Source organism: Candidatus Pseudothioglobus sp. Uisw_050_01, assembly GCF_048085775.1.
Taxonomy (GTDB): domain Bacteria; phylum Pseudomonadota; class Gammaproteobacteria; order PS1; family Pseudothioglobaceae; genus Pseudothioglobus.
Genome location: NZ_CP159804.1, coordinates 1,611,330 through 1,624,681 on the forward strand (window position 1 = coordinate 1,611,330; position 13,352 = coordinate 1,624,681).

Sequence of the window (13,352 nt, forward strand, 5' to 3'; positions counted from 1 at the left end):
TCAGCTACCCCATAAAAGCTGCATATTAGCTATAGCAACTAGTGATGCAGTTTCGGTCCTTAAAACTCGTTTACCTAATAAGAGTGACTGAAATCCAGCGTTTGTTGAATCAGCAACCTCTTGTTCCGTTAATCCCCCCTCTGGTCCAATGAGAATTGTTGCACTTGATTGCTCAGGCATTTGAGCAAGACTTATATTTGCATGATGATGCAGAACAAAGCCATTATGATTTTGATTTTCAAGCAAATCACTGAGTAAAGTAGGTTGGCAGATATTAACAATTACAGCTCGTCCTGATTGCTCACACGCATGGTTTGCTATCTTTTGCCAATGCTCTATTTTTTTTTGAGCTCGGTCACCTTTTAATCGAACTACACAACGCTCAAGCTGCATTGGGATAATACTTGATACACCTAATTCTATGGCTTTTTGGATTAAAAAATCCATTTTTTCACCTTTAGCAATCCCCTGCGCTAGCGTTAAATTTAGCTTGGATTCAGAATCATTTTTTAACTTTGAAACAATACTAATGCTGGTTATTTTTTTTAATCTTTGAACTTTTGCGTCGTAATCAAAACCATCACCATTAAATATAGTGATATTTTTACCATCTGGAAAACGCAAAACTTTGTTAAGATGATGGCTATTATCTTTACTTAACTCAATACTATTGCCCAGAGATAGAGCAGTATTTTGATAAAGTCGTATCTTTTTCATGGTATCTTTCTTGGGTTATTTATCAATGAATTAATGCACCTAACAAAATGATACATAAAAAAAGAAGAGAAGAGTTGTTAAGCATACTAGGAGATGATGCAGTAGTAATTGTATCTACAAATAGTGAACAAAAAAGAAATAGTGATGTCAACTACCCCTTTCGACCAGACAGCAGTTTTTGGTATCTTACTGGTTTTATAGAGCCTGATGCAATCGCAGTTTTTTCTAAAAATAATTACAGCATTTTTTTAAGGCCCAAAGATAAAACTCAGGAAATCTGGAATGGAGTGAGACTTGGAGTTGATCTCGCACCTGAAACTTTATTAGTCGACTATGCTTATGATATTAATACTTTTACAGATGAAATTAAGAAACTCATAAATAAAGAATCATCTTTATATTTTGATCAGCCAACTTCTGATGGCTGGAAAAATAGAGCAAGTACTAATATTCTTAATAAAACTATTGTTTCAATTTTTAGTAGCAGTATTCAACCCTTAAACCCATATTTGTCGGAAATGAGGATTATTAAAGATGCTTCTGAAGTAAAAAATATGCAAACCGCAGCAGATCTTGCTTCAAAAGCACATATGAAGGCTATGGTAAAAACTCAGCCTGGACTTTATGAGTACAACATTGCTGCTGAATTTGACTCCGTATTCAAAAACGAAAACTCAGAACATTCTTACCCTCCAATTGTTGCAGGTGGAGAAAATGCTTGCATACTTCATTACAATGAAAACAATAAATTATTAAATGATGGTGACCTTCTTCTCATAGACGCTGGCTGTGAAATTCTTGGTTATGCATCTGATATTACAAGAACCTTTCCGGTTAATGGAAAGTTTAGTAACCCTCAAAAAGAAATATACGAAATTGTTTTAAATGCCCAGATTCAGGCTATCGCTTCAATTATTCCAGGTGGAGATGTAAATAAGCCTCATGAGATTGCATGTGAAATTATTTCAAGGGGGCTTATGAAGCTAGGGATAATGGATGGTATAAGTAATTTAAGAAAATTCTATATGCATGGAACAGGCCATTGGTTAGGTTTAGATGTTCATGATGTTGGAGCTAAAGAAATTGACAATTCTTTTCGAAAATTTGAAGTAGGTATGGTAACAACAGTGGAGCCTGGAATCTACATCCGCAAGGATGATAAAATTGATCCAAAATACTGGAATATTGGAATCAGGATTGAAGACGATGTTCTAGTTACTATTGATGGAAACCATGTTCTATCTGAAGCAGCTATTAAAAATGTAGATGATATTGAATATCTAATGAGCCAGAGCTAACCATGAATATAAATCAAGCCATCAAAGCTGTTATTTCAAAAAAAGATCTAAATGAAGGTGAAATGCTTGATGTCATGAATAGCATTATGACTGGCCAAACAACGGATGCACAGATTGGTGCTTTTTTAATTGGCTTATCCATGAAAGGCGAAACAATTGAAGAAATTACTGCCAGTGCAAAGGTAATGCGCTCACTAGCAACTTCGGTTGAATTAAGTAGCACTGAGTACCTTGTAGATACTTGTGGAACGGGTGGAGATGGTCTAGGATTGTTTAATATATCGACCGCCTCTGCCTTTGTTGTTGCAGCTGCAGGTGGAAAGGTTGCTAAGCATGGTAATCGTTCCATTTCATCAAAATCTGGAAGTGCAGATGTTCTGGAGGCAGCTGGAATAAATCTTAACTTAAGCCCCGAAGTCATTAGCGAATGTATTGAAAAAATAGGCGTTGGATTTATGTTTGCACCAGCACATCATAGTGCAATGAAACACGCAATTGGTCCGCGTAAAGAACTGGCAGTCAGAACTATATTTAATGTTTTAGGCCCCCTTACTAATCCAGCTAAAGCCCCTAATCAAGTTATTGGAGTTTATGACAGAAACCTAGTTGAGCCAATCGCTAACGTCCTAAAAAGCCTTAAATCTCGACATGTTATGGTAGTTCATTCTGCAGATGGACTTGATGAATTTTCTGTAGCTGATAAAACCTTTGTAGCTGAATTATATAATGATGAAGTCTCAACCTATAGTGTTCATCCAGATGACTTTGGTTTAAAGCTAGGTAACCTTAATGATATTAAAGCAGAAAATGCTGATGAGTCACTCTCTCTAATTTATGAAGCATTTTCTGGGCATAATGGTACTGCAAAAAATATCATTGCTTTAAATGCTGGAGCTGCTATTTATGTAAGTGGTCTCGAAGATACACTGAGCTCAGGGATTGAAAAAGCCTCCAAAGTATTATCAGATGGAAGTGCAAAAGAAAAACTTGAAGAATATATTTTCGCTAGTAATAATTAAATTAATTATGAATAAAAAAACTAATCTTATCTGGATAGACCTTGAAATGACAGGATTAATTCCTGAAAGTGATGTCATTATTGAGATAGCAACAGTAGTTACCGATGCCAATCTAAATGTAATAGAAGAAGGCCCTTCGTTAGCTATTCATCAAAATAGCGATCTACTTGATGGAATGGACGACTGGAACACAAATCAACATAATCAATCTGGACTTGTCCAAAGAGTACTAGAAAGCAAAGTTTCCACTGCTGAGGCAGAATCTCAAACCCTAGATTTTCTTATTAAATATGTCGACCAAGGCGCATCTCCCATGTGTGGGAATTCGATTTGTCAGGATAGAAGGTTTTTGTATAACTACATGCCAAAACTAGAAAAGTTTTTTCACTATCGACATATCGACGTCTCCACATTAAAAGAATTAGCTGTTCGGTGGAAGCCAAGCATTATTTCTTCCACATATAAAAAATCTAGGCATTTAGCATTATCAGATGTTTACGACTCAATTGATGAATTAAAGCACTACAAAGAGCATTTCATTAAAGCTTAAATTGACTTACTTATCACCCGCTAAAATTAATTTATTTTTGCATGTAACCTCAAAAAGGTCTGATGGTTATCATAACATTCAGACCATTTTTCAACTTGTAGATTACTGTGATGAGATAAATATTAATTATAGAAGTGATGGATTAATTAGCCGAATTAGTGGCAATGAAAATATTTCAAATGATCAGGATTTAACAATACGCAGCGCAACTCTCCTAAAAAAAATCACAGGATCAAAGGGTGGGGCAGATATTGCTATAGTAAAAAAAATACCTATAGGAGGTGGCTTAGGAGGTGGCAGCTCAAATGCAGCGACTGTCTTAATTGCTCTTAATAAGCTTTGGAATCTTAATTTACCTAAAGAAGAATTAGTAGATATTGGTCAAAATCTTGGTGCAGACGTTCCCGTATTTATTAATGGTCATAGCTCTTGGGGCGAAGGTATAGGTGAAATACTTACACCACTAAGCCTACCAAAATACTTTTATTTAATTGTTACAATTGGTAAACATATATCCACGAAAGAAATTTTCACACACAAAGCATTGACAATGTCTCCAGTACAAAGGAAAATGGCAGACTTTTCAATGGTATCAAATCCTCATAACGACTGCTTAGATGCTGCAATTCATTTAGAAGCTGATTTAGAAGAGGCTATAGCTCATCTAGACTCAACTGATAACCACATCGGAATTGCAAGAATGACTGGAAGTGGATGTTGTGTTTTTGTAGCCTTTGAAAAAGAAAAAGATGCATCGATAGCAATTAATAAATTGCCATCAAAATGGACTGGTTTTATCGCAAAAGCGATTGATAAATCACCATTATATAATTGGGGTGTAGCCAAGTGGTAAGGCATCGGGTTTTGATCCCGTGTACCGATGGTTCGAATCCATCCGCCCCAGCCATATTATTTAAATTAACCAGCATAAGGTAAGAATCATGAATGAAAATGCATATCAATTTAACTTTAGTCAGCTTGATGGGGAAGAAATCTCTTTGAGCCAATTTAAAGGTAAAGCAATTTTAATTGTAAATACTGCAAGCTTCTGTGGTCTAACCTATCACTATTCTGGACTCGAAAAACTCTACCAAAAGTACAAAGAAAGAGGTTTAGTGATAATTGGCTTTCCTTGCAATCAATTTGGTAAACAAGAGCCTGGAACTTCTGAAGAAATCAAAGATTTTTGTAACCTAAATTATGACGTTACGTTTCTTATGTCAACAAAAGTTGATGTCAATGGTAAAAACGCTCATCCCCTGTTCAAATATTTAAAAAGCGAGTTGAAAGGAAAACTAAACGATAGCGTCAAATGGAATTTCAGTAAATTTCTAATTGACCGTGATGGTATACCCTTTAAACGTTTTAGTTCAACTGTTGAGCCGGAAGATATTGCAGCATCAATAGAGGAAGTACTATAAATCTCGATTCAATTACAAAACTATTGTGCTTAGCCACGTAATTTGTTTGTATAATTGCATCCTACATCAATAAAAGTCTAATTGGATGTCTCTAGAAAGAATAAAGATCTTTAGCGGAAACGCAAATCCTGATCTCTCATCCGAAATTATTACTAATCTCAATATCACCCAAAGTAAGGCCTTTGTAGGACAATTTAGTGATGGTGAAGCTCAAGTTGAAATCCTTGATAATGTGCGTGGATGTGATGTGTTCGTTATTCAGCCAACCTGCGGCCCTTCATCGGCTGAAACTTTAATGGAGTTATTAATAATGGTTGATGCTCTGAGGCGCTCTTCTGCCGGAAAAATTACAGCAGTAGTTCCATATCTTGGCTACTCTAGACAAGATAGGCGCTCGAGACTAACTCGCGTTCCAATAACTGCAAAACTTGTCGCTCAATTAATTGAAACGTCAGGTGTAGACCGCATATTGACAATGGACTTACATGCAGATCAGATTCAAGGCTTCTTCAATATTCCAATTGATAACATATATGCTCAACCTGTCCTTGTCAAAGATATTTTGGATCATAACTATCAAGATGTAGTCGTAGTATCTCCAGATGTTGGTGGAGTAGCTAGAGCAAGAGCAGCAGCAAAAAGAATTAATGACGCAGACCTTGCAATTATTGATAAAAGGCGTCCAGCACCAAACTTAGTTAAAGTCATGAATGTAATTGGTGATGTAGAAGGACGTACCTGCATTATGATTGATGACATGGTTGATACCGCCGGAACGCTCTGCCAAGCTGCTGAAATATTAAAAGAAAAGGGCGCAAAGAAAGTTGTTGCATACGCAACTCATGCAGTTCTTTCTGGAGGTGCTATTGAAAACATATCAAACTCCAAGCTGGATGAATTGGTTATTACAAATACAATTCCATTAACGAATCAAGCAAGTAAATGCAGTAAAATTAGGCAATTGTCAATTGCCACAACCCTTGCAGACGTTATTCGAAGAATTAGTGATGAACAATCCATCAGTACAATTTTTGCAGATTCAGATTAATCCTAGGCCCCTTTGGGGCTGAATTAATGGTGTAAACAATCCACTCTTTTAGGTATAATTTCCTCTCTGTTTTGAAAAAATCAAATTATGAAAACAACTACTGAAGCTCACAAAAAAGCCCTTAATAGTCTAATAACAATTGGAAAAGAACAAGGTTACCTAACTTATTCTGAAATCAATGATCTCTTACCAGAAGACTTATTAACTCCTGAACAGGTTGAGCCAATTGTAACAATCTTAGAAGAATTGGACATATTGGTTGCTGATGAAGCGCCAGATGCTGATGAGCTGGTAATGAAGTCGGGCGGTAAAGCAGAGGCTAGCTCTGCTGAAGTTGCAACAGCTGCCCTAGCCGCACTTGATTCAGAGTTTGGAAGAACTACTGATCCTGTTAGAATGTATATGCGAGAAATGGGAGTAGTTGAGCTTTTAGAACAAAAAGATGAAGTACGTATTGCAAAAGAAATTGAAGCGGGTGTTTATCAAATCTTACAAGCGATTTCCCTTTATCCTGAAATCTCTGACTATTTCTTCAAGGCATATACGAGACTGGAAGAAGGTAAATGTAAGATGACTGACGTTGTTATTGGTTACCAAGGTGATGCTGAAGAATTTGAAGAAAAACAGGTACTTATTAAGGAAAAACAAGCCTTACTTGATGAAAAACAAGCACAACTTGATGCAATGGATACAGATGAGCTCTCAGAAGAGATTGATGAGGATGAAGAAGATTTTGATGAGTTAGAATATACTGGTCCTGATGAAGGAATGGTATATGAACGTTTTGATAAAATACAAAAATCTCATAATAGCTATGTTAAATTATTTGAGAAAAATGGCTATCTTGATGATAAGACTGTTAAAGCAAGACAAAAATTTTCTAGCTGCATCTCTGAACTTAGACTTGCGCCAAAACTTGTTAGCACAATGATGGAGCTTGTTGCAAATCGAGTAGACAAGGTAAAGAAAGAAGAAAAACTTATTCGTCAAGTCTGCCTTGATGCTGGAATGAGCTCAGAGCTTTTTTATGCATCATTTCCAGGAAATGAAACTAATTTTGATTGGCTCAAATCTATTGATCTTAATAAATCAACTCTAAAATCATTGGAAAAAACTGAAAAAGAAATTTATTACTCACAAAAGAGTCTTTTAGAGCATGAAGAGGCAATGAAATTAACAGTTGTAGAGCTTAAAGAAATTAATAAAAGACTTCGAAAGGGCGATAGAAAGGCTAAAGTTGCCAAAAGTCAAATGATTGAAGCTAATTTAAGGCTTGTAATTTCAATTGCTAAAAAATACGCAAATCGTGGCCTTCAATTCCTAGACCTTATCCAAGAAGGAAACGTTGGGCTAATGAAGGCGGTAGACAAGTTTGAATATCGCAGAGGTTATAAGTTTTCAACCTATGCAACTTGGTGGATTCGCCAAGCAATCACTAGATCAATTGCTGATCAAGCACGTACTATTCGTATTCCAGTTCACATGATTGAAACTATTAACAAATTGAACCGAGTAAGACGTCAACTTCTTCAAAGGTTTGGAAGGGAGGCAACTCCTGAAGAGCTTTCTGTTGAGATGGAATTACCAGAATATAAAATTAATAAAATTCTTAAGATTGCTAAAGAGCCTTTATCAATGGAGAACCCAGTTGGTGATGATGAAGACTCCACAATTGGTGATTTTATTGAGGATACAAACCTTTCTTCACCTGTGGAAGTAACAACCCGTGAAAGTCTTAAAGAAACTACTGGTGATCTTTTAGCTAACTTATCACCTCGAGAAGCAAAGGTTTTAAAAATGCGATTTGGAATAGACATGAGCACAGATCACACACTTGAAGAAGTGGGTAGACAATTTGATGTTACTCGTGAAAGAATTCGCCAAATTGAAGCCAAAGCGCTCAGAAAGTTGAGGCATCCTTCTCGTGCACACAAACTTCAAAGTTTTTTAGAATAAATCTTTTACGGGCCTATAGCTCAGCTGGTTAGAGCACTCGACTCATAATCGATTGGTCCTTGGTTCAAGTCCAAGTAGGCCCACCATATATATAAAACCTAGTTTAATACTAGGTTTTTTATTGTACGAATTAAAAGTGGTCATCAAGATATACTGGCTCAATAACTGACTCGTTAATAATGCCATTATCATTTTTAATCCTATAAGCCTTTGCATTTAATAAAGACGATACACAGCGCTCAAGGTTTCCATCTATAAAGTGAGCAGCAACTCCATCATCACAGGCAATTCCAGGCTTCATAGTACCATTTAAAATAGCTTTATGATATTCAGGTCGCCTTTGAATTTCAGTATCAAAATGTGGGCAGTTACTTCCATGAAGAAAGCCTAAACAATCTAGTGGAAGCAATTTACCAGTCTTTGAATCAGTTAGGCCTTGCTCAAACCAACAAATAGATCCTGCACTTAGTCCAGCCATTATTGCCCCATTACACCAGGCCTCATGCAAATACTTATCAAGGCCCCACTCTTTCCAAAGAACCAAAAGGTTTCTTGTATTACCACCACCAACATAAAAAACATCTTTTTCAAAAACAAAATCTCTCAAGTCACCTTCAGGTGGACTAAATAAAGATAAATGGCTCGTTTCACAATTAAGCTTTTTATAGGAAGAATAAAAACGTTTTTTATAACTCTCATCATCTCCACTTGCGGTAGGTATAAAACAAACTTTAGGATTTTTTTTGTCTGACAAAGACAATAAATACTTATCCAATTTAAGATTCTCTGGCTTAGAAGTAAATCCACCACCACCCATAGTTAATATCTGTTTTTTCATAATCTCAGCTTCACCTTATTAATAGAAATAAATTTTACTTAAGTTATCTTCTTAGTAAAAAATAAATACAACTGTCAATGATATAATTTGGCTTATGCTAGATAAAATTCTTTCAGAACTTATAACTCTTACTGTCGATGTGGGAGAAATTATTATGTCTCATCGCAAAAATTCAGGAAACTTCAGCATGAAGAGCGACAATACCCCTGTAACTCAGGCTGATAAAGAATCAAATGAGTTAATCATAAATACTTTAAAAAAACTAACTCCTAACATACCAATACTCTCTGAAGAATCATCTAACATCTCTTTTTCATCTCGAAAATCTTGGGATGAATATTGGCTAATCGACCCTTTAGATGGAACTCGTGACTTTATAGATGGCTCACCAGACTTTTGTATTAGCATTGCTCTTATTCGTAATCATTACCCAGATTTTGGTTTAATCTATTCTCCATTTCACAAAGTGCACTACTATCGGTTGCCAAATCAATCATCAATAAAGATGTTTGGAAACAAGCCTCATAAAATTTCTACAAAAAAACCTAATAGGTGGGAAAAAATCGTAGTAGGAAGATACTCAAATAACAATAAACCTCTTAAAAATCATCTTAGATCTAAAACAAATTTTGAAACTTTTAAGCTTGGAAGTGCGCTTAAATTTTGTTTAATTGCAGAAGGGATTTATGATTACTACCCCAAATTTGGGCGCTGCTCAGAATGGGATACTGCAGCTGGGGTATATATTCTTGAGGGCGCAGGCGGCACAGTTCTTGATTTAAATAATAATCCCTTAACTTATAATTTCAGAGAAGATAATCTAAGCCCAGCCTTTAAAGCAGTAGGGTATCAAGAAAATCTCAAAGATAAATCAACCGCAGCAACATTTTTTGTAACTGAGCCTATTGAAATATAGTCAACACCAGTCTCTGCATAACTAACAATATTTGCTTCATTCACTCCACCTGAGGCTTCAATTGGATATATGCCTTGCGCAATTTTGACAGCCTCTTTAAGATCTATAAGACTAAAGTTATCACAAAGAACTCTCGTTATTCCCTTTATTGATAGTACAGAACGAAGCTGCTCCATAGTCTCTACTTCAACCACAATTGATTTTTCAGGATATTTTTTAAGAGCTTTCTTTATGGATTTATCAAGGGAACCAATTGATAAAATATGATTTTCTTTTAGCATAATACAGTCATAAAGCCCCATCCTATGATTCACTCCACCGCCACACTTAACAGCATATTTTTGTGCTTTTCTTAAGCCCGGGATTGTCTTTCTTGTATCAAGTAATTGCGCCTTTGTTTTACCTATAAGGTTAACTAGATAGTTCGTTTTAGTTGACGTACCACTTAAAATTTGAAGAAAATTAAGTGCCGTCCTTTCTGCAGTAATGATTGCTCGAGATTTTCCTTTAATATTGCAAATAACTTCGCCAGGCTGAACCTCGTCACCATCCTTCAAATTCCATTTTATTTGTATGTCTTTATCAAGAGATAGAAAGCATAAGTCAAAATACTCTGTTCCACAGATAATCGCTCGATCTCTACAAATTATTTCAGCGTTTATAATGACGTCATCAAGAAGGCTTGAAGATAGGTCTCCAGAACCTATATCTTCTGAAAGTGCTAACTCAACTATTTTTTTTAACTCTTTATCCATCTAAGAACTCAATGATTGCTTGGGCAGACTTAACACTTGCTTTTTGATTTAAAAGACCATGAATTTTTTCCAATTCTTTAACTAGTTTTGTATTATCTGATTCAATTAACTTCATAGCCTGTTCAAAAATGTTTTGACCATTTACGTCATTTTGAAGTAATTCAGGAACAATATCTTTCCCTAAAATTTTATTTGGCAGTGAAACATTTTTAGTATTTAGTAAAGGCTTAACAATCTGATAACTTACCTTTGAAAGTTTATATACCACAACCATCGGCACAGCAAGTAATGCCGCTTCTAAGGCGGCAGTTCCTGAGGCAACAATAACTAGATCAGAATTTTTAATCTTTTCATGTGCATCACCAGAACTTAGAACAATATCCAGTCCTTGAATCTTATCTTCTACCCAGTCCTTTAGACGTTCGTTTGCAAGTGACAAGCTAAATTGAATCTCAGGATCTTTTTTACGCATCAATTTAGCAGCCGACAAAAGCTTAGGCAATAAAGTTTTAATTTCAGCCTCTCTTGATCCTGGCATTAATAAAACTTGCTTATTTGGCATATGATTTTTTCGAGGCTTTAATTTTTCAGCCAATGGATGTCCAACAAAAATAGCTTTTTGCTGATGAGTGCGATAAAAATCTACCTCAAATGGAAAAAGACAAAGCATTAAATCGGCTGACTTTTTAATTTTATGTATCCGATTTGCTCGCCATGCCCATACTGAAGGACTAACAAAATGAACCGTTTTAACTCCATTTTTTTTAAGTTTTCTTTCAATCTTAAAATTAAAATCAGGAGAATCAACTCCAATAAAAACATCAGGCCTATTGGATGAAAAGTATTGAATGATAGATCGTCTAAGCCTCAAAATAGTGGGCAGTTTCTTTAAAACTTCACTAAGGCCCATCACGTTGACTTGGTCAGTATGCCATAATCTTTTACATCCAGCAGCAGCCATCTTGTCACCTGCTAATCCTTCTATTTCATAATCAGGTCGGTACAACTTCAGTGCACTCACTAGTGATGATGCGACAAGGTCGCCAGAAGTTTCTGCAGCACTGATGGCAATTTTCATTTTATCTAAGCATTAACAGGATTTATCTAAAGCTTTTTAATCTTTATGATCTTGGTAGAATAATATCAGGATTATCTTCAAAAGGCCTATAAATAACAATCACCCCTCCAATCACTTGAATTAGTTCAGCCTTAGAAAGCTCTATAATTTTATTAATAATCTTTAGTTTTTCTTCACGATCACTGATTCTTAACTTAATTTTAATCAGCTCATGCTTGAGCATTGTTGATTCCATTTCAGCAAGCACCGACTCACTTAATCCATGCTGACCAATCATTACAAAGGGCTTTAAGTCATGCGCCATAGAACGCAAATATTTTTTCTGGTTATTAGTTAGTTTCATTTTTTAATATCTTCTCATTTTTAAAAAGTGATTCAGTAGTTTCTCTCATTCGCACTAATTGATGCACAGAACCATCAACCATTACTTCCGCAACTCTTGGCCTAGAGTTATAGTTAGAGCTTAAAACAAATCCATATGCACCAGCGGTCATTAGTGCAATATAGTCTCCCTGCTCAAGAGTAAGACTTCTGCTCTTTGCCAAAAAATCTGCAGTCTCACATACAGGTCCAACTATGTCCCATGAATCCTTTATGCCTTTTGAATTATCTTCAATTGTAACCGCCTGATGATAGGAGCCATAAAGAGCAGGTCGAAGTAAATCATTCATTGCACCATCGACAATTGCAAATGATTTCAATTCATTCTGTTTTAAATATTCAACCTTGGTGACAAAGATTCCTGCGTTCCCAACAATGGATCGACCAGGTTCTACCATAATCTTCAGATCACCAACTTTTTGAATTACTGAATGCATGTAATCATTAATACTTATAGGTGTTTCTTTGTCATAAGTCACTCCTACTCCACCACCAATATCGATATGATTTAAATAAATTTCCTCTTCTTCAAGCCTTGCTATAAGTTCGAGTGCTTTATCAAGAGCCTCTAAGAAAGGTGAAATGTCTGTAATTTGCGACCCTATATGGTAATCTAAACCAAAAACTTCAAGATGATCTGAAAGGTTTGTCTTTTTATACAAAGATAGAGCAATCTCAACGCTTACTCCAAACTTGTTTTCAGTTAAGCCTGTCGAGATATATGGATGAGTCTTTGCATCTACATTCGGGTTCACGCGAATAGATATTGGTGCATTCATCTTTAGTGAAGCCGCAACAGACTCAATTCGGTCTAACTCAGCTACTGATTCAACATTGAAGCAGTAAATTCCGTATTCAAGTGCCTTTTGAATCGCTTGCTCTGTTTTAGCAACTCCAGAGAATACACATTTTTTTGGATTACCACCTGCAGCAATTACTCTTTCAAGCTCACCAATTGAAACTATATCAAATCCTGAACCTAGGTTAGCAAGAACATTTAATACTGCCAAATTTGAGTTGGCCTTTACAGCATAACAAATTAAATGAGGATGCGAACCAAAGGATTTTTCAAACTGTTGCCAGTTAAACTCTATTTGACTTTTAGAATAAATGTAAAGGGGAGAACCATACGCGTCCATTAAGTCTGAAACAGGAACAGACTCAGCGTGTAATACTTTATTTTGAAAATAAAATGAATTCAATTAATTATATGTCTAGTAAGTGCTAGATGTCGACTCTCCAGAATCTATCTGGCCACCTTCTTTCGAAGTTAAATCACCCATTCTGCCACATGCGGACAAAGTGAATACAAACGCTAGTAATACAACATATTTAAATAAAATTTTCATGGGGCCTCTGATACTTTCTTTAATAC

15 protein-coding genes and 2 tRNA genes are annotated in these 13,352 nt (G+C 35.7%); 10 read left to right on the forward strand and 7 right to left on the reverse strand.

The genetic code is table 11. From position 1 onward, the window contains the following. A complete protein-coding gene (locus tag ABXT51_RS08165; protein ID WP_416695228.1) occupies positions 1 to 717 on the reverse strand; it encodes a 16S rRNA (uracil(1498)-N(3))-methyltransferase in 717 nt (238 codons plus the stop codon). Positions 718 to 764: 47 nt separating this feature from the next. On the opposite strand from ABXT51_RS08165, the gene ABXT51_RS08170 reads away from it, so the two are divergent. The 9 genes from ABXT51_RS08170 (at position 765) to ABXT51_RS08210 (ending at position 8,095) form a co-directional block, all read left to right on the forward strand. Continuing rightward, a complete protein-coding gene (locus ABXT51_RS08170; RefSeq protein ID WP_416695230.1) occupies positions 765 to 2,015 on the forward strand; it encodes an aminopeptidase P N-terminal domain-containing protein in 1,251 nt (416 codons plus the stop codon). Positions 2,016 to 2,017: 2 nt separating this feature from the next. Beyond that, positions 2,018 to 3,034, forward strand: a complete 1,017-nt coding sequence (trpD, locus tag ABXT51_RS08175) for an anthranilate phosphoribosyltransferase (protein ID WP_416695233.1) — start codon at positions 2,018 to 2,020, stop codon at positions 3,032 to 3,034. 7 nt (positions 3,035 to 3,041) lie between these two features. Beyond that, positions 3,042 to 3,584, forward strand: a complete 543-nt coding sequence (orn, locus tag ABXT51_RS08180) for an oligoribonuclease (RefSeq protein WP_416695235.1) — start codon at positions 3,042 to 3,044, stop codon at positions 3,582 to 3,584. 1 nt (position 3,585) lies between these two features. Further along, entirely contained in the window at positions 3,586 to 4,437 is an 852-nt protein-coding gene (ispE, locus tag ABXT51_RS08185; RefSeq protein WP_416695237.1) for a 4-(cytidine 5'-diphospho)-2-C-methyl-D-erythritol kinase, read from the forward strand. Next, positions 4,417 to 4,491, forward strand: a tRNA-Gln gene (locus tag ABXT51_RS08190). The genes ispE and ABXT51_RS08190 overlap by 21 nt, the downstream gene beginning before the upstream one ends. A 34-nt stretch (positions 4,492 to 4,525) precedes the next feature. Next, positions 4,526 to 5,005: a glutathione peroxidase gene (locus ABXT51_RS08195; protein WP_416695239.1), complete on the forward strand. Its 480-nt coding sequence runs from the start codon at positions 4,526 to 4,528 to the stop codon at positions 5,003 to 5,005. Positions 5,006 to 5,090: 85 nt separating this feature from the next. Beyond that, entirely contained in the window at positions 5,091 to 6,053 is a 963-nt protein-coding gene (locus ABXT51_RS08200) for a ribose-phosphate pyrophosphokinase (RefSeq protein ID WP_416695242.1), read from the forward strand. Positions 6,054 to 6,140: 87 nt separating this feature from the next. Then, on the forward strand, positions 6,141 to 8,009 hold the full coding sequence (gene rpoD, locus ABXT51_RS08205; RefSeq protein WP_416695245.1) for an RNA polymerase sigma factor RpoD: 1,869 nt from the start codon (positions 6,141 to 6,143) through the stop codon (positions 8,007 to 8,009). A 9-nt stretch (positions 8,010 to 8,018) separates the two neighbouring features. Continuing rightward, positions 8,019 to 8,095: transfer RNA gene (locus ABXT51_RS08210), tRNA-Ile, on the forward strand. Positions 8,096 to 8,139: 44 nt separating this feature from the next. Here ABXT51_RS08210 and ABXT51_RS08215 read toward each other — a convergent pair. After that, entirely contained in the window at positions 8,140 to 8,847 is a 708-nt protein-coding gene (locus tag ABXT51_RS08215) for a Type 1 glutamine amidotransferase-like domain-containing protein (RefSeq protein ID WP_416695247.1), read from the reverse strand. A gap of 94 nt (positions 8,848 to 8,941) precedes the next feature. On the opposite strand from ABXT51_RS08215, the gene cysQ reads away from it, so the two are divergent. Next, positions 8,942 to 9,763 (forward strand): 3'(2'),5'-bisphosphate nucleotidase CysQ, encoded by an 822-nt coding sequence (cysQ, locus tag ABXT51_RS08220; RefSeq protein WP_416695249.1) that lies wholly within the window; start codon positions 8,942 to 8,944, stop codon positions 9,761 to 9,763. Here the strand turns inward: cysQ and nadC are convergent. From nadC to lptM, 5 genes are read right to left on the reverse strand one after another with little or no spacing between them, the layout of a single operon-like run. Next, positions 9,697 to 10,518 carry a carboxylating nicotinate-nucleotide diphosphorylase gene (nadC, locus tag ABXT51_RS08225; RefSeq protein WP_416695251.1) on the reverse strand — a complete coding sequence of 274 codons (822 nt, stop codon included), beginning with the start codon at positions 10,516 to 10,518 and terminating at the stop codon, positions 9,697 to 9,699. The two genes, cysQ and nadC, sit on opposite strands and share 67 nt — an antisense overlap. Then, positions 10,511 to 11,596, reverse strand: coding sequence for a lipid-A-disaccharide synthase (gene lpxB / locus ABXT51_RS08230; RefSeq protein WP_416695254.1), 1,086 nt, complete (start codon positions 11,594 to 11,596; stop codon positions 10,511 to 10,513). Before lpxB ends, nadC begins: the two co-directional genes overlap by 8 nt. A gap of 43 nt (positions 11,597 to 11,639) precedes the next feature. Continuing rightward, complete coding sequence (gene yhbY, locus ABXT51_RS08235) at positions 11,640 to 11,939, reverse strand: ribosome assembly RNA-binding protein YhbY (RefSeq protein WP_416677863.1); 300 nt, start codon at positions 11,937 to 11,939, stop codon at positions 11,640 to 11,642. After that, a complete protein-coding gene (lysA, locus tag ABXT51_RS08240; protein WP_416695256.1) occupies positions 11,926 to 13,179 on the reverse strand; it encodes a diaminopimelate decarboxylase in 1,254 nt (417 codons plus the stop codon). The genes yhbY and lysA overlap by 14 nt, the downstream gene beginning before the upstream one ends. Before the next feature lie 12 nt (positions 13,180 to 13,191). Then, complete coding sequence (gene lptM, locus ABXT51_RS08245) at positions 13,192 to 13,326, reverse strand: LPS translocon maturation chaperone LptM (protein ID WP_416695258.1); 135 nt, start codon at positions 13,324 to 13,326, stop codon at positions 13,192 to 13,194. Between the last annotated feature and the right edge of the window lie 26 nt (positions 13,327 to 13,352).

Coding starts and splice junctions, on each gene's coding strand:
- yhbY (WP_416677863.1), bottom strand. CDS start 11,939: ATGAAACTAACTAATAACCAGAAAAAATATTTGCGTTCTATGGCGCAT.
- ABXT51_RS08195 (WP_416695239.1), top strand. CDS start 4,526: ATGAATGAAAATGCATATCAATTTAACTTTAGTCAGCTTGATGGGGAA.
- ABXT51_RS08170 (WP_416695230.1), top strand. CDS start 765: ATGATACATAAAAAAAGAAGAGAAGAGTTGTTAAGCATACTAGGAGAT.
- orn (WP_416695235.1), top strand. CDS start 3,042: ATGAATAAAAAAACTAATCTTATCTGGATAGACCTTGAAATGACAGGA.
- rpoD (WP_416695245.1), top strand. CDS start 6,141: ATGAAAACAACTACTGAAGCTCACAAAAAAGCCCTTAATAGTCTAATA.
- ABXT51_RS08200 (WP_416695242.1), top strand. CDS start 5,091: ATGTCTCTAGAAAGAATAAAGATCTTTAGCGGAAACGCAAATCCTGAT.
- lpxB (WP_416695254.1), bottom strand. CDS start 11,596: ATGAAAATTGCCATCAGTGCTGCAGAAACTTCTGGCGACCTTGTCGCA.
- cysQ (WP_416695249.1), top strand. CDS start 8,942: ATGCTAGATAAAATTCTTTCAGAACTTATAACTCTTACTGTCGATGTG.
- trpD (WP_416695233.1), top strand. CDS start 2,018: ATGAATATAAATCAAGCCATCAAAGCTGTTATTTCAAAAAAAGATCTA.
- ABXT51_RS08165 (WP_416695228.1), bottom strand. CDS start 717: ATGAAAAAGATACGACTTTATCAAAATACTGCTCTATCTCTGGGCAAT.
- nadC (WP_416695251.1), bottom strand. CDS start 10,518: ATGGATAAAGAGTTAAAAAAAATAGTTGAGTTAGCACTTTCAGAAGAT.
- ABXT51_RS08215 (WP_416695247.1), bottom strand. CDS start 8,847: ATGAAAAAACAGATATTAACTATGGGTGGTGGTGGATTTACTTCTAAG.
- lptM (WP_416695258.1), bottom strand. CDS start 13,326: ATGAAAATTTTATTTAAATATGTTGTATTACTAGCGTTTGTATTCACT.